Raw genomic sequence first — 18,839 nt, forward strand, 5'->3', positions numbered from 1 at the left:
CCCTTTTTGTTCGTGCCCGCGCCGGGGTGCCGGCCTGGAATCGGCGGGCGCCGGCCTTCGCTCCACGCGCGCCGCCGACCTCGCGGCGGCCTAGGCGGTGCGCTTCAACTGGGCGGTCAGGCCCAGGAAGGCGGGGTAGGGGTGGGTGACGACGTAGGTCGGCACCGGTCCCAGATAGTCCCGCATCCGGCCCTTCTCGACGAAGCGCTTGCGGAACCGGGAATGGCTGAAGAAGGGCAGCAGGCGGGGCACGATCCCGCCCATGACATAGAGCCCGCCGCGCGCCCCCAGGCTCAGGGCCAGATTGCCTGCCACCGTTCCCAGCATGGCGCAGAACATCTCCAGCGCTTCGTGGCAGTAGACGTCGCTGCGGTCGAGCCCGCGGGCGGAGATGTCGGCCGGGTCCAGCGGCTCCGGCTCGCGCCCGTCCAGCAGCATCAGCGCCGTGTAGAGGTTCTGCAATCCCATGCCGGAGACCACGCGCTCGGCAGAGACATGGTCGTAGATCTTGCGCAGCTCGGTCAGCACCTGCCCCTCGCGGTCGCTGACCGGGGCCATGGTGACATGGCCGCCCTCCGTCGCCAGCGCCGTCCAGCCGGACGGGCCGGGGATCAGGGCAGAGACGCCCAGGCCGGTGCCCGGTCCGATCACGCCGACGGGGGCGCCGGGCACGGGGACACCGTCGCCCACCTGCACCCGCTCGTCCTCCGCCAGCTCGGGGACGGAGAGTGCCGCGGCCGTGAAGTCGTTGATGACGTCCAGTCGGTCGAAGCCCAGCGCCCGCCGGACCCCGGAGATGGAGAACTCCCAGGTCAGGTTGGTCATGCGGATCAGGTCGCCCGTCACCGGCGAGGCGATGGCGAAGGCGCCGCGGTCGGGCCGCAGCGGGGCCGGTGCCGACTCCAGATAATGCTCCGCCGCCTCGGCGGGGGAGGGGAAGTCGGCGCAGCGGAGCGTGCGCTCCGCCGTGACGCGGCCGTCCAGCACCAGGGCGAAGCGCGCATTGGTGGCGCCGATGTCCGCGATCAGGGCCGGCGGCAGGTGTCCGGTCGTATCGGCGGTGGGGCTCATGCCGCGGCGCCCGCATCGCCGAGCGGCGCTGCCAGCGACTCCACGTAGCTGCGCCGCCAGTGGGTGATGTCGTTGCCCTTCAGCACGGTCATCATCGCCTCGAAGCGTTCGCGCCGCTCCTGGAGCGGCATGGTCAGGCCGCGCTGGAGATTCTCCGCCGTGGCCCGGATGTCATAGGGGTTGACGATCAGGGCCGCGTCAAGTTCCTTCGCCGCGCCCGCGAATCGGGACAGCACCAGCACGCCGGGGTCGGCCGGGTCCTGGCAGGCGACATACTCCTTCGCCACCAGATTCATGCCGTCGCGCAGCGGCGTCACCAGCCCGATCCGGGCATGCCGGTAGAAGCCCGCCAGCGTTTTCCGGTTGAAGCTCTTGTTCAGATAGCGGATCGGCACCCAGTCGAACTCCGCATAGCGGCCGTTGATATGGCCGGCCAGGGCCTCCAGCTCGCGCCGGATGGCCTGGTACTCGGCCACGTCGCCGCGGGAGGGCGGGGCCACCTGCATGAAGCTGACCTGGCCGCGGTTGCCGGGATAGCTGTCCAGCAGCTCCTGGAACGCCTCGAACCGCTGCGGCAGGCCCTTGGAATAGTCCAGCCGGTCCACGCCGATGATCAGCGCCCGTTCGACCAGGCTCTCCCGCAGGCGCCGGGTCTGCACCGACTCGGCTGCCTGCGCGGCAAGCTGGGCGAGCGGCAGCGTGTCGATGCTGATGGGGAAGGCGCGGGCCAGCAGGTTTCGGCCGTAGGCCCGGATGCGACACCCGCGGCCCGGGCCCAGCTCCTCCACGCTGCCGCCGGCCTCGTACTTCACGTAGTGGACGAAGCAGCGCAGGTCGCTCTCCGTCTGGAACCCCACCAGATCGTAGGCGCACAGGCCGCGCACCAGCGATTCGTGCGCCGGCAGGGCCACCAGGATCTCCGGCGCCGGAAAGGGCGTGTGCAGGTAGAAGCCCATGCGCTGGCTCAGCCCCATGGCGCGGAGCTGCTCGGCGAACGGAATCAGGTGGTAGTCGTGGACCCAGACCATGTCGTCGGGGCGGAGCAGGGCGGCAAGCTTGCCGGCGAACAGGCTGTTCACCCGCTGGTAGCCGGCATAGGTGCGCCCGCTGAAGCTGGCCAGATCCAGCCGGTAGTGGAACAGCGGCCACAGGGTCGAGTTGGCGAAGCCGTTGTAGTACTCGTCGAGGTCGCGCTGGGTCAGGCCCAGGGTGGCGTAGGTGATGCGGCCGGATTCGGCGATGCGCGGAGGGCCGTCGGTGCCTTCCACGATGTCGCCGCTCCAGCCGAACCAGATGCCGCCGCCACGGCTCTTCAGGGCTTCCTGGACGGCCACGGCCAGACCGCCGGCCTGGTTCTTGCTCTCGTCCACCGGGGCGACGCGGTTCGATACGACCACCAGTCGGCTCACGGGTTCGGTTCCTCCGGATTCAGGAAAGTTCTGGGATGGGCGGGTCCCACAGACCCGCGGCACCTCGCCGCAGACAGGGCGCCCGCAAGTCGGGCGCACGGAATCATCCGACCGCAGCAGAGCGGTCGAAGTAACGGCACGATAACGGGCAGGGGAGCGCGACATCACCCGGACTGTTGGCGTATGTCCTTGGCCCTATGGGGCTTCCGGGTCGATTTTCGCAGTGCAGCGAGGCGGTTGCGTCGGACGCGAACATTTCGCCGGCCCAACGGTGTCGGCAAGGGGCGGATTCCGCGCGACACTTGGTCCGGAAATTTGGCCTTGCGGACTCCGGCCCCGGCGATCATATTGTGCAGTGCGACATTGATCGCGTCTTCGACCCGATCACGTCGTAACGCACTTCTTGGGCGTTTCCTCCCTAAACTCAGGCCGTGCCCTTTGGCACGGCCTTTTTCTTTGGCCGCCCGCCTCTGCCCAGGGTCTTCCCCGTCAGGGCGGGGTGCTGTCGCCTTCGCCCAGGGGACGGTGCAGCATCAGCCAGTCCAGCCAGCGCCCGTGCTTGAAGCCGGCGCCGGGCAGCAGCCCGACCTCGGCGAAACCCAGCGAGCGGTGCAGGCAGACCGACGCGGCGTTCCCCGCATCCCCGATCACCGCCACCATGCGGCGGTAGCCCAGCGCCGTGCAGCGCCCGATCAACGCCTCCAGCAGCAGCCGGCCCAGCCCGCGGCCCCGCGCCCCGGCCGCGACGTAGATGGAGTTCTCCACCGTGTAGCGGTAGGCCGGGCGCTGCCGGAACGGGCTGGCATAGGCGTAGCCCAGCACCTGCCCCGCCATATCGGCCACCAGAAAGGGCAGTCCGCAGGCCTCCACCGCGGCCAGGCGGCGGGCCATCTCGGCCGCGTCGGGCGGCTCAAGCTCGTAGCTGGCGCAGGCGTGCAGCACTTCGGGCGCGTAGATGGCGGCCAGGGCGGCGGCGTCGGCCGCCGTGGCCGGGCGCAACCGCACGCCGGCGACACCCGGGACGGGGCTCACCGCCGTCCCCTGTGCAGCCGCTCCGCCGGGACATGCGCCAGGGCCGCGGTCAGCCGGCGCATGTGCTGGGCCAGGGTCGCCAGATAGGGCCGCCGGCGCAGCCTGTGCTCGTCCATGTAGAGCGACCGGTTCAGCTCGATCTGGAGGGCATGGACACCCCGTTCCGGCCGGCCATAGTGCCGGGTCGTGTAGCCGCCGGCATAGGGGGCGTTGCGCCCGACCAGATAGCCCAGCATGGTCAGGGTGGATTCGGCCTGTTCCGTCAGGGCGGGGGCACAGGCGCTGCCGTGGCAGTCGCCCAGGATCATGTCCAGCCGGCCCCCGGCGGCGGCCTCGGGCGGCAGGTCGATGGACGGCATGGAATGGCAGTCCAGCAGGATGCAGTAGCCGAACCGTTCCCGCGTCTCCGCCACCAGGGACTGGAGGGCGGCGTGGTAGGGGCGGTAGCAGCGCTCCACCCGCTCCAGCGCCTCGCCGAAGCGCAGCTTGCGCCGGTAGATCTCCTCACCGGTGGCGACGATCCGGGCGATGGTGCCCAGCCCGGCGGCGACGCGGGCGCTGCGGCTGTTGACGTAGGGCGGCACCGGCCCCTCGAACATGCCGGGGTCCAGCTCGTAGGGCTCGCGGTTGGGATCGACATAGGCGCGCGGGAACTCCGCCGCCAGCAGAGGCGTTCCCAGCTCCGCCGCCTCGGCGAAGATCTCGTCCACGAAACAGTCCTCGGACCGGCGCAGGGTGTGCGCGTCCAGCCGCGCCTCGGCCAGGAAGCTCTCCGGATAGAGCCGCCCGCTGTGGGGGGAGGCCAGCACCAGCGGCAGGGTCTGCTGCGCCGGCCGCCACAGCCGGTAGACGCCGGGCAGCGCCTCCAGCCGGACAGAGCCTGTTTCTCCCGCGCCGGGTTCTCCCGTCCTGCTTTCCTCTGCCCCGCGCCCCTCCGCCCTGGCCGCGGGGACCCGCTCCGCCCGCGTGCCTCGGGTCGAGGTGGCGCAGGAGGGCTGGTCGGGCTCGGGGAGGGGGAGCGTTCTGTCCATGATTCCAGATGTAACGGAGTTGTCCGCCCCTGTCACCGCACCGCCATGCAGCGCGCCGCCGCACCTGACCTTCCGTACCGGCCGCCCGGCCCCTGTCCCGTTCGCCCCTGTCCCGTTCGCCCCTGTCCCGTCCGGCTCTGCCAGCGGGGGGCGCGCGGTTCTCCGGGGCTGTCCGGGGCGCTCCGGAAAAAAGTTCATGTCCCCGCAACGGAAGGGTTGCCAAGCCCCGCCGGCGATGCTAAACCCCCGCTCCACGCCGCGGGGGTTTCCCCGAGGCGGACCCGCAAGGGATGGGCGCGTAGCTCAGCGGGAGAGCACTACGTTGACATCGTAGGGGTCACAGGTTCAATCCCTGTCGCGCCCACCATCCCTTCCCCGATCCAGATATCAGGGTGCATCCCCAGGCCGCATGGCTTCTCACCCGACAGGGGGGTGGCCCGGCCTGAGCCAAGGCGCCCTGCGCCATTGCACGTCGACTGCGCTTGGCTCGCGTCGAATCCCTGGCCGCGGCCCATGGCTGCGCCATGATCTTGGCGCTTGCGTTTATAGCGTTCAGGTCCACATGCTCATGCCATGACGGTGGCCGGCCGGCACCGGCGGGCTGAACGACCGGGTCCGGGAGAGGGACGCATGGACGCGGCAGCAGAACAGATTCGACGCCTTGAGCCCATCGCACCGCAAGAGGATGAGCGGAGCGAGGTCCGTAGGCTGTCGGCTCTGCTGGACGATGCCCTGAAGGGGGTGGCGGCCGGCACGGGCCGCTGCCGGCTCGTCGGTCCGCTCGGGGAGACGGTCGATCTGCCTCCCTCGGTCTTCTATGTTCTGGAGCGGGTGGCGGAAGTCATGGCCCATGGGGACGCCATAACCATCGTACCCGTCGGCCAGAACCTTACCACCCAGCAGGCCGCCAATATCCTCAACATCTCCCGCCAGCATCTGGTGACGCTGCTGGAAGACGGGCGGATTCCGTATCGGAAGGTGGGCAGCCATCGGCGCCTGGACATCCAGGATGTGCTGGCATTCCGGCAGGAACGGGCCCGGCAGCGCCGGCAGGCCCTGGACTCCCTGGCGGCCTTGAGCGAAGAGGGAGAGGGGTATCCCGAACTCGACTAGGCCCCGAACTCGACCGGGGGATCTTCTTGATTCCAGCACCGTTCCGGGTCGTGCTTGACGCGAATGTCCTTTTCCCCTTCACGGTGCGGGATACGCTGCTCCGGGCGGCCGAGCAGGATCTGTACCTGCCCGGATGGACCGACGGAATCCTGGCGGAGATGCGCCGCAACCTCGCGGGGCGGGGCCACACGACGGAGGAGCGGTCGCACCGTCTGGTCGCGGCAATCGCAGCGGCGGTCCCGGAGGCGCGGATCACCGGCCATGAATGCCTGATCCCCTGCATGCCGAACGAACCGGAGGATCGCCATGTCGCTGCCGCGGCGGTCAGGTCCGCGGCGCAGCTCATCGTAACCGGCAACCTCCGGCATTTCCGTAGCCTTCCTGACGGGATCGAGGCCAGGACCGCGGAGGACTTCCTCTGTGATCTTCACGACCTCGCACCCGACCGGATGGCGCAGGTGGTTGCCGATCAGGCGGCGGCCCTGACCCGGCCGCCGCGCACCGTGGACGACATCCTGCGCGCGCTCGACAGGCTGACGCCCCGCTTCGCCAACCTGGTGCGGGCCACGCGGGCGGCCGGGGCGGCCGGGGGGTGAGCGGAGCCCGCTTCCCGCGCCTCACCCCGGTTCCACCCGCACCGCCAGCGGCAGGCGGCCCAGGGCGCGGCGGGCGGTCTCCTCGGCCTCCGCGCCGCCGGGGACGCGGACGACGACGACCATGCCGCGCTCCGGCTCCGTCACCGCCTCCACCGCCGCCGCCACGCCGGGCAGGGCCAGCGCCAGCTCGTCGCGGCAGGCGCGCTCGGCCGCGATCTGGCGCAGCTTCGGCTTGAAGATCTTGCCCACCGGGGTCAGCGGCATCTCCGGCAGCACCACCACCTCGCGCGGCTTGGCCGGCGGCTCGTCCACCCTCTCCTGGAGGAAGCGGGCCAGCGCCTCGGCGTCCAGCGGCCCGGCGGAGGTGACGAACAGCATCGGCACCTCCCCGGCATAGGCGTCCGGGCGGCCCACGGCGGCGGCCAGGGCGACGCCGGGGAAGCCGGCGGCCGGGTCCTCCAGCATGCGCGGGTCGATGTTGTGGCCGCCGCGGATGATGACGTCCTTCAGCCGCCCGGCGATGTGGACGCAGCCCGCGGCGTCGATGCGGGCCAGATCGCCCGTCCGCAGCCACTCGTCTCCCGCTTTGTCGCGGTAGAAGGCGCCCGCGGTGTCGCGCGGATCGACATAGCCGGCGAAGACGCTGGGGCCACGCACCAGCAGCTCGCCCAGCGGGCCGGGCCGGTCGCGGTGCAGCACGCCGTCGGCCAGCACGGCCAGCTCCGCCAGGGCCGCGCGCGGCCCCACGGCGGTGCTGTCCGGCGTGCGGTAGTGCGGCCACTGCGCCACCGCCCCCGACAGCTCGGTCATGCCGTAGACCTGTCGCACGGCGCCGCCCCAGATCGCGTTGAAGCGCCGCTCCACCTCCGGCGGCAGGGTGGCGGCGCCGACCCCGACCAGCCGCAGGCTGGAGATGTCCAGCCCGTCGCGCGGCACGGCGCAGAGCGCGCCCAGCACCGTCGGCACCACGCCCAGCACTGTCAGCCGGTGCCGGTCCACCAGACGCCAGACGGCCTGCACCATCTTCGGGTCGCGGTAGCCGGCCGCGGTGGCGATGTAGAGCGCGGCGCCGGCGGCGAAGGTGGGGACGCTGCCGGTGAAGGCGCCGCCGACATGGAACAGCGGCAGCCCCAGCAGCAGCCGGTCCTCCGCCCGCGTCCCCGTGGACAGCATGGACGCCACCGACGCCGCCACCATGGAGCGGTTGGTCAGCTTTGCCACCTTCGGCCGGCCGGTCGTGCCGCCGGTGGGATAGAGTGCGGCCACCCGCTCCGCCTGGGCCGGGTCGCGGCCCGCGGCCAGGGTGGCGCGCCAGTCCGGATCGGGCTCCAGCACATCGTCCCCGAAGGCGACGCTGCCGTCCACCGGCAGGGTGACGATGCGTTCCAGCGTCGGCACCTCGCGCTCCAGCCCCGCCACCTTCTCGTACAGCCCGCCGGGCAGGCCGGGCGGCGGCACCAGCAGCAGGCGGGCGCCGACGGCGTTCAGCTGGGCGGCGATGGCCTCGCGGGTGAACAGCAGGTTCAGCGGCTGGGCGCGGCACGCCTCCACCGCTGCCCACAGGGCGACCTGGGTGGCGGGCACGCCCGGCGCCAGCACCGATACCGTGTCGTCCTGTGTCAGACCCTGCGCCCGGTACCAGCGGATGGCGGCGGCCAGCAGGCCCATGAAGCGGTCATAGCCGATGGTCGGCGGGTCCGGGTCGTCCGGCACCCGCAGATAGACCAGCGCCGTGCCGTCCGGGTTCGCCTCCGCCCCGGCGGCGATCAGGTCGATCAGCCGCGGGTGCCGCTCGATCAGCTCTGCCGCCTGCCGGTCGATCTCGGCTTCCTGCCGGTCGATCTCCGCCTCCTGGGCGCGGATACGCTCTCGGCTGTCCTGGATGTCCATGCCGTTCCTCCCTGGTTTCTCGTGTCCGTCGGGGACCGCGCCCCTTGTCAGCGGCCGGGAAAGGCCGGCGGGCGCTTCTCCAGGAAGTGGGCGACGCCCTCGCGGAAATCCTCCGAGCCCAGGCTCGCCAGCATCTCCTCGTCGGCCAGGACGGACGCTTCGGCCAGCCCGTGCAGCAGGCCGGCATAGACCTGCCGCTTGATCACCGCCAGCGAGCGGGGGGAGACGCCGTGCGCCAGATCGGCGGCATAGGCCCGCACGGCCTCGGCGAAGCCCTCGGCCGGCAGCAGCCGGGCCAGCCCCATGGCGGCCGCCTCCTCCGCCGTCAGGGTGCGGGCGGTGTAGAGCAGGTCCAGCGCGTTCATCGGCCCGACCAGCCGCGGCAGCATCCAGGCCGAGCCGTATTCCGCGATCAGGCCGCGCCGGGAGAAGGCGGTGGTCACCTTTGCGTCCGCGGCGATGAAGCGGATGTCGCAGAACAGGGAGAAGCACAGCCCGATCCCGGCCACCGGGCCGTTGATGGCGGCGATCACCGGCTTCGGCGTCTTCAGCGGATAGGTCAGGGGCTGGTCGAAATCCCTGCCCGGCGTCGGGTCGTGCGCCAGATCGGGGAACACCTCGCGGCCGGGCGCCGTGCCGGACGCCAGCATGCCGCCCATGGCGATCATGTCCGCCCCGGCGCAGAAACCGCGGCCAGCACCGGTGACGACGATGACCCGCACCCGGTCGTCCGCGCCGGCCTCGGCGAAGGCGGCCTTCAGGTCCTGCGCCATGGCCGGGGTCCAGGCGTTCAGCCGGTCCGGCCGGTTCAGGGTGATCGTCGCCACCCGGTCGGCGACCTCGTACAGGATGTCGGTGAAGGCCATGCGCGTATCCTCCCAGGGTCCCGGCGGCCGTCTGGCGCCGGGCCGTTCGTTGTTGCCTGGGATGATTACCCGGCACCCCCGGGGGGCGCGACCGGGTTCGCGCCGGGATGCGCGGACCGTCCGCGCTGCGGTGGGGGACCTCCGCCTGCCGGGGCGGGAAAGGGGAAAGGGGAAAGAAGGGGCGGGATCAGCCGTGCCAGTCGCGCGCCAGCCGGCGCGAGGCCAGCAGCATCAGCAGCGCCGCCAGGATGTAGAAGCCCAGGCCGTAGAGGATGGACCAGCGCAGGCTGTCGTCGCCATAGACCGCCGCCAGCCGGTCCGACATCCAGCCCAGGAACCAGATGCCGAAGCCGATCCCGATCAGGTTGTTGACGAACAGGAAGACGGCCGACGCCGTGGTCCGCATGGCCGGCGGCACCAGATGCTGCACGGCCGACAGCACCGGCCCCAGCCAGGTCAGGGCCAGGGCCTGCGGGATCAGGAACAGCACGAAGGAGACCGTCAGCGACGGCGACAGCAGACCCGCCGCGTAGAAGGGGGCCGCCAGCAGGAAGGACGCGGCAGGCACGGCGGCATAGGCGCCGCGGTTCGCCGCCCCCAGCCGGTCGCCCAGCCAGCCGCCCAGCCAGACGCCGACGATGCCGCCGAAGAAGACGATGGCGGCGAAGAACAGCGAGCGGTCCACCAGATCCAGCCCGTAGGTCCGGCTCAGCAGCGAGCCCAGCCAGAACAGCATGCCGTAGCCGATGATCGAACTGCACGAAGCGCCGAAGGCCAGGAACCAGAAGCTGGACTTGCCTGCCAGCACGCGCGCGACCTCACGCAGGGGCGGGGCCTCCGGCCGCGCCGCCGGCGGATCGAAGCCGCCGCGCACCGGTTCGCGCACCGTCAGCTTCAGGAGCGGTGCCAGCAGCAGCCCCGCGGCCCCGACGATGACGAAGGCCGCCCGCCAGTCGATGTAGGCGGCGACCAGCCCGCCGAACAGCAGGCCGGCGGCGGAGCCCACCGGAATGCCGAAGGAGAAGACCGCCAGCGCCCGCGCCCGTTCCCCCGGCGGGAAGTAGTCCGCGATCAGCGAGTAGGAGGGGGCGACCCCGCCGGCCTCGCCCACGCCCACGCCCAGCCGGCAGAGGAACAGGGTCAGGAAGGAGTTGGCGGCGCCGCACAGCATGGTGAAGCCGCTCCAGACCGAGAGCGCGATCGTGATGATCCAGGTCCGGCTGCGGCGGTCGGCCAGCACGGCGATGGGGATGCCCAGCGCCGTGTAGAACAGGGCGAAGGCCCAGCCGCCCATCAGGCCCAGCTCGCTGTCCGTCAGTCCCAGCTCGTGCTTGATGGGCTCGGCCAGGATGCTGATGATCTGGCGGTCGATGAAATTGAAGATGTAGACCAGGAACAGCACGAACAGCACGTAGTAGCGGTAGCGCCGCTCCGGGTGCGCCGCCCCGTCCTCTCCGACCGTCGTCGTCCTCGTCTCGTCGCCTGCCGCCATCTCGGCCATGCGCCTGTCCTGCCTTGTGCAATGGGAATGGTGGTGAAGTGGGGGACCCCGCGGGTCCTAGCGCAGGGCTCCGCCCGGGGCAAGGCGGCGGCAGCCGGGACGGACCCGGATGCCGCCGGTGCCTGTCCTCAGAAGCGCACCTCCACCGTGCCGGTGATGGTGCGCGGCGGGCCGTAGAAGGCGGTGATGGAATCACCGTAGAGCGCACCGGGGAAGCTGTAGCCGCCCACCTTGTACTCCTTGTCCGTCAGGTTGCGGCCGTGCAGGCCGACCCGCCAGCGCTCGTCGTCGGAGGTCCAGACGATGGAAGCGTCGAACAGGGTGTAGGCGTCCTGGTCCAGCAGCGGGCTCGGGATCTCGAACATGGTGGCGTCGTCGCGGAAGGCGGCGGAGCCGCTGAAGGTCAGCGATCCCCGCTCGCCCATGTCGTGCAGGTAGGTCAGGATCACGGCCGCGTTCCATTCCGGCGTGTTCTGGAAGACGCGCTGGTCGGACACGTCCACGAACTGTCCGGTGGCGATGTCGTAGGTCAGGAACTCGTTGAACTCGGCATGGGTGTAGCCGAGCACGAAGCTGGCCGAGAGCGCGTCGGTGAGCGAGAGGTTGCCCTCCGCCTCGGCGCCGTAGATCTCGGAGCTGCCGACATTGTCCACGAAGCTGGCGATGCCGGAGGTGGCCGGAACCTGGGTCGTGATCTGCTGGCCGTCATACTTCGAATAGAAGCCGGCGAGGTTCAGGGTCAGCCGCTCGAAATACTGGCCCTTCAGGCCGATCTCGTAGCTGTCCACCGTCTCCGGGTCGTAGCCGTTGACCGTGTTCGGCGTCAGCACCGCGTCGCCGCGCATGTCGAAACCGCCCGACTTGAACCCGCGGCTGTAGGAGGCATAGGCCGTCAGGTCCGCGGTCGGGCGCCAGGTCAGGCTGACGCGCGGGGTGAACTCGTCGAAGTCGCGGTCGTTCGTGTAGTCCGTGCGGATCAGGGCCGGCGGCTGCGCGATGCCGCCGAACTCGGGGCTGCGGATGCCCAGATAGTTGGCGCGGAAGACGGTGCCTTCCTTCTCATCCAGCGTGTAGCGCAGCCCGACGGAGGCGGAGAGCTGGTCGGTCAGGTCGAAGCTGACGTCGGCGAAGGCGGCATAGCTCTCCGTCTTCACCTCGCCCGCGGTGAGGATGGTCAGGCCCAGATTGCCCAGCACCGTGTCGAAGGCGCCGGAGGCGTTGGCGTCCAGGTAGTAGAGCCCGAACACCCCCTGCCAGCCGGCCCCCTGGTAGAGGAGCTGGAGTTCCTGGCTGAACTGATCGTCCTTGTAGAAGGCCGGCACGTCCAGGATCGGGCCGGGCGTGCTGTCGAAGTCGATCAGCGTGTCGGTGTCGCCCTGGCGGTAGGCGGTGATGGACTTCAGCGTGATCGTGTCCGTCGCCTGCCATTCGCCCAGCAGCGACAGGCCGTCATTCTTGACGCTGTTGTCGTCGCCGGCGCCGGCGCGGGTGTCGAACACGTCGCCCAGCACGGGGGCGGAGCCGCCGGGCAGCGGCGTCAGCCGGTGGCCGTGCTTGGCGTTCGAATCGTCCTCCGTCCGGTCGTAGGACAGGCGGAAGAAGGTCGTCTCGGTCGGCGTCAGCTCCAGCGCCAGCCGGCCGGCGCCCACGTCCTTGTCGTAGTGGTCGGCCCCGCTGAACAGGTTCTCACCGTAGCCGTCGCGGGTGTAGAGCGCGAAGGCGCCGCCGATGGACAGCTTGTTCTCCACCAGCGGCAGCCCGCCCGAGACGATCAGGTCGCGCTGGCCGTCGGTGCCGATGTTGGTCTTCAGGCGCAGCTCGCTCTCGTTGCCGATGCGCCGGGTCACGTACTTCACGGCGCCGCCGATCGTGTTGCGGCCGTAGAGCGTGCCCTGCGGCCCGCGCAGCACCTCGATCCGCTCGATGTCGAAGATGTCCAGCACGGCGCCCTGCGGCCGGGCGACATAGACATCGTCCACATAGAGCCCCACGCCCGGCTCGAAGCCCCACAGCGGGTCCTGCTGGCCGACGCCGCGGATGAAGGCGATCAGGGTGGAGTTGGAGCCGCGCGCCACCTGGAGCGTCATGTTGGGGGTGGTGCGCTGCAATCCGGTGATGTCCGGCACGCCGCGCAGGTCCAGCGTCTCACCCGTGAAGGCGGAGACGGAGACCGGCACGTCCTGAAGCGATTCCTCGCGGCGCCGGGCGGTGACGACGATCTCCTCCACCGGGCCGGCACGGGGCGCCGTCCGGCCGGTCTGGGCGGCGGCCGGCTGGTGCAGCCCGGCGGCGGCGGTGGTGGCGAACAACAGTCCCGTCAGGGTTCTCCGCAGCATGGTCATAGGGCGTCCCTTCCTGTGGTGCGCGGGCCTTCGTCAGCCCGCGCGTTGTGAGCCGCGGAGGGGCAGCCCCGCGGCGAAGTCCCGGATCGTGCGGTTGAAAAGCTCCGGCTCCTCCAGATGCGGCGCATGGCCGGAGCGGGCGAACGTCACCCGGCGCGCAGCACCGCCCAGCGCCGCTTCCAGCCAGACGGCGGTCTGCGGCGGGTAGAGCCGGCTCAGCGCGCCCGAAGCGATCAGCGTGGGCAGCGTCAGTCCGGGCAGGCGCGCACGGAAATCCTGCGCGGTCAGCGATCCCCACAGCGCCGCCATGGCGGCGGGGTCGTTGTCGCGGATCTGCGCCGCGGCCCAGGCGGTCAGGTCGGCGCGCTCGGTCTCCAGCCCGGCGGCGAACAGCCGCCGCGCCACCCGGGGCACCAGGGCCGCCCAGTCGGCGGCCATGGCGTCCAGCACCTGGGCGGTAGGCCGGCGCGACTGGCTGCCCGGCAGGCCGAGCGTCCAGTCGTCGCCGTTCAGCACGCGCGGAGCCATGTCCACCACCACCATCCCGGCGAGGCGGGGGGCGGCCCCGTCCAGCAGCGCCCGCCACAGCACCATGGCGCCCATCGACCAGCCGACGGCCAGCGCATCCTCCAGTCCCAGCGTGTCCAGCAGGGTGCGCAGGTCGTCGGCCAGCTGCTCGATGGTGGGGCGCTCCGCCGGCCGGCGCGAGCGGCCGTGCCCGCGCAGATCCACGGCGATCACCCGGAAGCCGTCCGCCAGCCCGGCGCGCTGCGGCCCGAAGAAGCCGGCATGCGTGGCCCAGCCGTGCAGCAGCAGCAGCGGCCTGCCGCTGCCGCTGTCGTCGAACGCGATGCGTGCGCCGTCGCCGGCGACGATCTCACCCATGGGCGCCTGCCTCCCCTGACCGTCCGTCTCCGGCGGTGCGGGCACCGCGGGCGGAGGGCTTCCATGCAGGAACTGCTTGTGCGTTTTCCCCATGCTTGCGGCAAACTGAAACATGAGTCAATGTTCAACTCGGAGAGCCGAGGGGGCACGGGTGCGGGCACAGAGAACGGCGGACGGGGCGGCCCGGGGAAAGGCGCAGGAAAGGGTGCTGGACAGGCCCCCCGGGGCCGTGCGGGGCACGGACCAGGACGCGGCGGCCGGCAAGGCCCCCCGGACGGAGCGCGGCAAGCGCACCTTGCAGCGGCTGCTGGACGCCGCGGCGCAGGAGTTCGGGGAGCGCGGCTACCACGAGGCGTCGATCAGCGGGATCACGCAACGGGCCGGGGCGGCGCTGGGCAGCTTCTACACCTACTTCGACAGCAAGGAGCAGATCTTCCGCGCCCTGGTCGGCCACATGGGCCGGTTGACCCGCCGCCGCATCGCCGAGAAGGTGGCCCGCGCGCCCGACCGGCTGACGGCGGAGCGGCTCGGGATCGAGGCCTTCATCGAGTTCGCGCGCAGCCACAAGGACCTGTACCGCATCATCATGGAGGCGCAGTTCGTCGCGGAGGACGCCTACCGCGACTACTACGCCTCCTTCGCCGAGGCGTACCGCAGCAACCTCGCCCATGCCGCCGACGCCGGGGAGATCCGGCCCGGCCCGGCGGAGGAGCGGGCCTGGGCCCTGATCGGGATGAGCGTCTTCCTGGGCCTGCGCTACGGGGTGTGGAGTCAGGACCGCTCCCCGGCGGAGATCGCGGCCGCCGCGGCGGAGATCATCTCCCACGGACTGGCACCCGCGGGAACCGCCCCGCCGGGGGCCGCCGTACCGGGGGCCGCCGCACCGGGAGCATCCGACGGGGGCACATCCGACGGGGGCGCATCGGACCGGGACGCGCCCGCGGACTAGACGCAGTCGCAGACGGACGCCCGAAAAGGGCGCCGGAACGGGGGGAACGCATGACGCTGGATCTGTTCGACATCACGGCGAAACGCGCCGCCCTGCGGCCGGACCGCTGCGCGCTGGAGGAGCTGGAGACCGGCTTCCGCCTTACCTACCGCGCGCTGGAGGACCGTTGCGCCCGCGCCGCGGCCGTGCTGGCGGCGGACGGGGTGGCGGAGGGCGACCGGGTGGCGGTGCTCTGCCGCAACCGCATCGACTTCTTCGTGCTGCTGTTCGCCGTGGCGAAGCTGGGCGCCATCCTGGTGCCGCTGAACTGGCGGATGCCGGCGGCGGAGCTGAAGCCGCTGCTGGCCGACTGCACGCCCCGGCGCGTCGTCGCCGGGCGGGAGGACATGGCCACGGCCGCCGCTGCGTCCGGCACGCCGCCGCTGGGGCTGGACGATCCCGGCCCGCACGGCTTCGCGGCCCGTCTGGCCGCTGCCGTCCCGCATCCGGGGCGCGAACGCTGGCCGGGCGATCAGGTCTGGTATCTGATCTATACCTCCGGCACGACCGGGCGGCCGAAGGCGGTGATCCATACCTACGCCATGGCGCTGGTGAACTATGTCAACATCGGCCAGGCCATCGACCTGCGCGGCGACGACCGTACCCTGAACTTCCTGCCGCTGTTCCACACGGCCGGGATCAACCTGCACACGCTGCCGACCCTGATCGCCGGCGGCACGGTGCTGGTCCTGCCGGGCTTCGACGCCGATGCGATGATCGGGCTGCTGGCGGCGGGGCGGCTGGACACCTTCTTCGGCGTGCCGGCGGTCTACCAGCAACTCGGCCTGCATCCGGGCTTCGACACGGTGGACCCGGCCCGGGTGCGGAGCTGGGGCTGCGGCGGCGCGCCCCTGCCCGATGCCCTGGCGGAACGCTTCTTCGCCCGCGGCGTGCGGGTCTGCAACGGCATGGGCATGACGGAGACGGGACCGACCGTCTTCCTGGTCGATCCGGCCGACGCGCCGCGCAAGATCGGCAGCGTGGGCAGGCCCCAGCTCCTCTGCGCCGTGCGTATCGTCGGGCCGGACGGGCGCGACGTGCCGCCGGGGGAGACGGGGGAGCTGTGGTTCTCCGGCCCCGGCGTCACGCCCGGCTACTGGAACCGGCCGGACGCCACGGCGGCGGCCTTCGCGCCGGGCGGCTGGCTGCGCTCGGGCGACCTCGCCCGCTGCGACGCCGACGGCTACTACTACATCGTCGGCCGGCTGAAGGAGATGTTCATCTCCGGCGGGGAGAACGTCTATCCGGCGGAGGTGGAGAACGTGCTGGTCCGCCACCCCGCCGTGCTGGAGGCAGCCGTCACCGGCGTGCCCGACGACCGTTGGGGCGAGGTCGGCCGCGCCTTCCTGATGCTCCGGCCGGGCTGTGCGCCGCCCGATCCGGGGGACCTCGCGGCGTGGTGCCGGGAGCGGCTGGCCGCCTACAAGGTGCCGAAGAGCTTCGACTTTCTTGATGATTTCCCGCGCACCGCGGCGGGCAAGGTCCAGAAGCACCGGCTGCGCGACCAGGGAGGAATGGCATGACGACACTGACGGCCTCGGCGGTCCTGGACCGCACCCTGACCCAGGCGGATTTCGACCGCTTCGCCCGTCTCTCCGGCGACGACAACCCGATCCATGTGGACCCGGACTTCTGTGCCCGCACCCGCTTCGGCCGGACCGTGGCGCACGGGGTGCTGCTCTGTTCCATCCTGCGCGGGCTGGCCGACCGGATCGCGCCCGGCGCGCGGCAGGTCAGCCAGGCCGTGCGCTTCCCCGCCCCCACCTACGCCGGGGAGCCGATGCGGTTCGAGGCGTGGCAGGACCCGGCCGGGGCGGCGGGGGAGGGCATTCCCGTCAATCTCCGGGTCAGCCGCATCGCCGACGGCACCGTCACCTGCGACGGGACCTGTATCCTCGACCCGGACGGGCGCAGCGGCTTCCCCCCGCCGCCGGACACGGCCGCGCCGCCCTCGGCCACGGTGGCGGAGGTGACGCGCCGCTTCGGCGCGGCCGACGTGGCCGACTGGCTCGCCCTGGGCGGGGCCGCCCCGCCGGGCGGGGTGCCGGAGCCGCTGATCGGGGCGCTGTTCTCCTATCTGCTGGGTGTCCGGCTGCCGGGGCTGGGCACCAACTACCTGAAGCAGGAAACCCGGTTCCACGCCCCCGCCCCGCTGGAGGAGGCGCTGACCGCCCGCGTCGCCGTCACCCGCGTGCGGCCGGAGAAGGCGCTGGTGGACCTGGAGACGACCTGCCGCACGGCGGCCGGCACCCTGGTCGCCAGCGGCCGCGCCCTGGTCTTCGTCGGGGACGTGGCCGATCCTCCGCGCGCTTAGGCCGGCCCCGTTCCGTTCAGGCCGCCGCCTGGGCGGCCTTGCCGATACCCAGCAGCGCGCGCGCCTCGGCGGGGCTGGCGATCTCGCGGCCGGCGTCGCGCGCGACCCGGGCCAGCGCCTCGATCAGGCGGGCGTTGCTGTCCGCCCGCTCCCCGTCCGGCAGGTAGAAGGTGTCCTCCAGCCCGGTGCGCAGGTGTCCGCCCAGCTCGGCGGAGCGGCGGTGGACCGGCCAGATCTCCTGCCGTCCGATCAGCGTCGTCTGCCAGGGTGAACCGTCGGCGATGTAGCGGGTCAGGATCGGCAGCAGGTCCGCGTCTGCCGGCATGCCCGACGCGACGCCCATGACGAAGTTGTACTGCGGCTGGCCGCGGATCATGCCGGTCTGGCGGTAGAGATCGACGGAGCGGACGATGCCCACGTCGAAGCACTCGAACTCCGGCACCGACCCGATCTCGTAGATCACGTCCAGATAGCCCTGCACCTTCTCCACCGGGTTGTCGAACACCATCGGCGGCCAGGCCCAGCGCCCGTCGGAGGTGGCCTTGAGGTAGTTCAGCGTGCCGGCGTTGGCGGCGGAGATCTCCGGCCGCACCGCCCGCAGGCAGGAGAGGGGGCCGGCGATGTCCGGCCCGACATGGCCGCTGGTGGAGTTGATGATGAGGTCCGGGCACTCCGCCCGGATCGCCTCCACCACCGCCGCGGCGACGGCCGGGTCCCAGCTCGGGAAGTGGCCCATGCCCGGCTCCTGCCGGCGGTAGTGGATGTGGACGATGGCGGCCCCGGCGTCGCGGGCGCCGCGGGCGGCGGCGGCCATCTCCGCCGGCGTCACCGGGACGTTGAACCGCTTGGGGTCGGTCAGCACGCCGTTCAGGGCGGCGGTGAGAATCACCTTGCTCATGGCGCTCGCTCCTTTGCTCGGGCGGGGGGCGGTTCAGTCCTCGGCCAGCACGCGGGGCGTCACCGCCCGGTGGAAGCCGTCGAAGGCCGGGGCGGGCTTCGCCTTCGGCATCGGCCAGTTGGGCTTGACGCCGGGGGCGGCGCCGTCCACCCGCAGGGTGGAGCCGGAGACGAAGGACGCCGCCGGCGACAGCAGGAAGACGATGGCGGCCGACACCTCCGCCTCCAGGCCCAGCCGGCCCAGAGGCACGCTGGCCGCGAGCGTGCGGATGGTGTCCTTCATGTGCGGCGGGTACTTGTCCATGCCGCTGGACGCGATCCAGCCGGGGGCGACGGCGTTGACCCGGACATGGCAGGGCGCCCATTCCAGGGCCGCCGTCTCGGTGAAGTTGACCATGCCCGCGCGGGCGGCGCCGGAATGGCCCATGCCGGGCATGCCGTGCCACATGTCGGCGACGATGTTGACGATGCTGCCGCCGTTCTCCGCCATCCAGCGCAGGAAGCAGGCCTTCGCCATCAGGAAGCCGCCGGTGAGGTTGGTCTTCACCACCGCTTCCCAGCCCTTCAGGGAGATGGCGGCGAGCGGCGCGGGGAACTGGCCACCGGCATTGTTGACCAGCCCGTCGATGCGGCCGAACCGCTCCAGCACGCGCCCGACCGTCTCCTCGACGGGGCCTTCCTCGCGGATGTCCAGCGGGAAGCAGGCGGCGCTGCCGCCATCCTCCGCGATCTCCGCCCGCACCGCCTCCAGCTTCTCCGGGTTGCGCCCGATCAGGGCGACGTCGGCCCCCAGTGCCGCCAGCTCGTGCGCCGTGCAGCGGCCGATGCCGCTGCCGCCGCCGGTGACGATGACGGTCTTGCCCGCGAACAGCCCGTCGCGGAAGACGGAACGGTACATGCGTTA

The 18,839-nt window shown here is 71.7% G+C and carries 16 protein-coding genes and 1 tRNA gene; 6 read left to right on the forward strand and 11 right to left on the reverse strand.

Annotated features, from left to right (window positions below; translation table 11 throughout):
* Positions 1-90: 90 nt before the first annotated feature.
* The 4 genes from glk to ACFQPS_RS06950 form a co-directional block, all read right to left on the reverse strand.
* Complete coding sequence (gene glk / locus ACFQPS_RS06935) at positions 91-1,071, reverse strand: glucokinase (protein ID WP_377357630.1); 981 nt, start codon at positions 1,069-1,071, stop codon at positions 91-93.
* Positions 1,068-2,480: an alpha,alpha-trehalose-phosphate synthase (UDP-forming) gene (otsA, locus tag ACFQPS_RS06940; RefSeq protein ID WP_377357632.1), complete on the reverse strand. Its 1,413-nt coding sequence runs from the start codon at positions 2,478-2,480 to the stop codon at positions 1,068-1,070. The genes glk and otsA overlap by 4 nt, the downstream gene beginning before the upstream one ends.
* 489 nt (positions 2,481-2,969) lie before the next feature.
* Entirely contained in the window at positions 2,970-3,512 is a 543-nt protein-coding gene (locus ACFQPS_RS06945; RefSeq protein WP_377357634.1) for a GNAT family N-acetyltransferase, read from the reverse strand.
* Positions 3,509-4,381 (reverse strand): N-formylglutamate amidohydrolase, encoded by an 873-nt coding sequence (locus tag ACFQPS_RS06950; RefSeq protein ID WP_377357673.1) that lies wholly within the window; start codon positions 4,379-4,381, stop codon positions 3,509-3,511. Before ACFQPS_RS06950 ends, ACFQPS_RS06945 begins: the two co-directional genes overlap by 4 nt.
* A gap of 454 nt (positions 4,382-4,835) precedes the next feature.
* On the opposite strand from ACFQPS_RS06950, the gene ACFQPS_RS06955 reads away from it, so the two are divergent.
* The 3 genes from ACFQPS_RS06955 (at position 4,836) to ACFQPS_RS06965 (ending at position 6,252) form a co-directional block, all read left to right on the forward strand.
* A tRNA-Val gene (locus ACFQPS_RS06955) sits at positions 4,836-4,910 on the forward strand.
* Positions 4,911-5,173: 263 nt separating this feature from the next.
* On the forward strand, positions 5,174-5,656 hold the full coding sequence (locus ACFQPS_RS06960) for a helix-turn-helix domain-containing protein (RefSeq protein ID WP_377357636.1): 483 nt from the start codon (positions 5,174-5,176) through the stop codon (positions 5,654-5,656).
* Positions 5,657-5,706: 50 nt separating this feature from the next.
* Positions 5,707-6,252 (forward strand): VapC50 family PIN domain-containing toxin, encoded by a 546-nt coding sequence (locus ACFQPS_RS06965; RefSeq protein WP_377357638.1) that lies wholly within the window; start codon positions 5,707-5,709, stop codon positions 6,250-6,252.
* Between the two features lie 21 nt (positions 6,253-6,273).
* Here the strand turns inward: ACFQPS_RS06965 and ACFQPS_RS06970 are convergent, their stop codons facing one another.
* The 5 genes from ACFQPS_RS06970 to ACFQPS_RS06990 all read right to left on the reverse strand — a co-directional run bounded on the left by ACFQPS_RS06970 (position 6,274) and on the right by ACFQPS_RS06990 (position 13,736).
* On the reverse strand, positions 6,274-8,142 hold the full coding sequence (locus ACFQPS_RS06970) for an AMP-binding protein (RefSeq protein ID WP_377357640.1): 1,869 nt from the start codon (positions 8,140-8,142) through the stop codon (positions 6,274-6,276).
* A gap of 47 nt (positions 8,143-8,189) precedes the next feature.
* A complete protein-coding gene (locus ACFQPS_RS06975; protein WP_377357641.1) occupies positions 8,190-9,008 on the reverse strand; it encodes an enoyl-CoA hydratase in 819 nt (272 codons plus the stop codon).
* Positions 9,009-9,195: 187 nt separating this feature from the next.
* Positions 9,196-10,509: a spinster family MFS transporter gene (locus ACFQPS_RS06980; protein WP_377357643.1), complete on the reverse strand. Its 1,314-nt coding sequence runs from the start codon at positions 10,507-10,509 to the stop codon at positions 9,196-9,198.
* A 128-nt stretch (positions 10,510-10,637) separates the two neighbouring features.
* Entirely contained in the window at positions 10,638-12,845 is a 2,208-nt protein-coding gene (locus tag ACFQPS_RS06985; protein ID WP_377357645.1) for a TonB-dependent receptor, read from the reverse strand.
* 39 nt (positions 12,846-12,884) lie between these two features.
* On the reverse strand, positions 12,885-13,736 hold the full coding sequence (locus tag ACFQPS_RS06990; RefSeq protein WP_377357647.1) for an alpha/beta fold hydrolase: 852 nt from the start codon (positions 13,734-13,736) through the stop codon (positions 12,885-12,887).
* 205 nt (positions 13,737-13,941) lie between these two features.
* Here ACFQPS_RS06990 and ACFQPS_RS06995 point away from each other — a divergent pair, with 205 nt between their 5' ends.
* The 3 genes from ACFQPS_RS06995 to ACFQPS_RS07005 are packed head-to-tail and all read left to right on the forward strand — an operon-like array spanning position 13,942 to position 17,038.
* Entirely contained in the window at positions 13,942-14,685 is a 744-nt protein-coding gene (locus tag ACFQPS_RS06995) for a TetR/AcrR family transcriptional regulator (RefSeq protein WP_377357649.1), read from the forward strand.
* A 50-nt stretch (positions 14,686-14,735) separates the two neighbouring features.
* Complete coding sequence (locus tag ACFQPS_RS07000; protein ID WP_377357651.1) at positions 14,736-16,247, forward strand: acyl-CoA synthetase; 1,512 nt, start codon at positions 14,736-14,738, stop codon at positions 16,245-16,247.
* Entirely contained in the window at positions 16,244-17,038 is a 795-nt protein-coding gene (locus ACFQPS_RS07005) for a MaoC family dehydratase (protein WP_377357653.1), read from the forward strand. The genes ACFQPS_RS07000 and ACFQPS_RS07005 overlap by 4 nt, the downstream gene beginning before the upstream one ends.
* Before the next feature lie 16 nt (positions 17,039-17,054).
* Here the strand turns inward: ACFQPS_RS07005 and ACFQPS_RS07010 are convergent, their stop codons facing one another.
* Together ACFQPS_RS07010 and ACFQPS_RS07015 are read right to left on the reverse strand one after the other, a co-directional pair.
* Positions 17,055-17,936, reverse strand: coding sequence for a beta-keto acid cleavage family enzyme (locus ACFQPS_RS07010; RefSeq protein WP_377357654.1), 882 nt, complete (start codon positions 17,934-17,936; stop codon positions 17,055-17,057).
* A gap of 33 nt (positions 17,937-17,969) precedes the next feature.
* A complete protein-coding gene (locus tag ACFQPS_RS07015) occupies positions 17,970-18,833 on the reverse strand; it encodes an SDR family oxidoreductase (RefSeq protein ID WP_377357656.1) in 864 nt (287 codons plus the stop codon).
* Positions 18,834-18,839 lie beyond the last annotated feature (6 nt).

This window comes from Rhodocista pekingensis, assembly GCF_042665545.1.
GTDB classification, from domain to species: Bacteria; Pseudomonadota; Alphaproteobacteria; order Azospirillales; family Azospirillaceae; genus Rhodocista; species Rhodocista pekingensis.

Bases quoted from the DNA above. Each gene is read 5' to 3' on its own strand.
- glk (WP_377357630.1), bottom strand. From the start codon at position 1,071: ATGAGCCCCACCGCCGATACGACCGGACACCTGCCGCCGGCCCTGATC.
- ACFQPS_RS06960 (WP_377357636.1), top strand. From the start codon at position 5,174: ATGGACGCGGCAGCAGAACAGATTCGACGCCTTGAGCCCATCGCACCG.
- ACFQPS_RS06970 (WP_377357640.1), bottom strand. From the start codon at position 8,142: ATGGACATCCAGGACAGCCGAGAGCGTATCCGCGCCCAGGAGGCGGAG.
- ACFQPS_RS06975 (WP_377357641.1), bottom strand. From the start codon at position 9,008: ATGGCCTTCACCGACATCCTGTACGAGGTCGCCGACCGGGTGGCGACG.
- ACFQPS_RS06980 (WP_377357643.1), bottom strand. From the start codon at position 10,509: ATGGCCGAGATGGCGGCAGGCGACGAGACGAGGACGACGACGGTCGGA.
- ACFQPS_RS06985 (WP_377357645.1), bottom strand. From the start codon at position 12,845: ATGCTGCGGAGAACCCTGACGGGACTGTTGTTCGCCACCACCGCCGCC.
- ACFQPS_RS06990 (WP_377357647.1), bottom strand. From the start codon at position 13,736: ATGGGTGAGATCGTCGCCGGCGACGGCGCACGCATCGCGTTCGACGAC.
- ACFQPS_RS07000 (WP_377357651.1), top strand. From the start codon at position 14,736: ATGACGCTGGATCTGTTCGACATCACGGCGAAACGCGCCGCCCTGCGG.
- ACFQPS_RS07005 (WP_377357653.1), top strand. From the start codon at position 16,244: ATGACGACACTGACGGCCTCGGCGGTCCTGGACCGCACCCTGACCCAG.
- ACFQPS_RS07010 (WP_377357654.1), bottom strand. From the start codon at position 17,936: ATGAGCAAGGTGATTCTCACCGCCGCCCTGAACGGCGTGCTGACCGAC.
- ACFQPS_RS07015 (WP_377357656.1), bottom strand. From the start codon at position 18,833: ATGTACCGTTCCGTCTTCCGCGACGGGCTGTTCGCGGGCAAGACCGTC.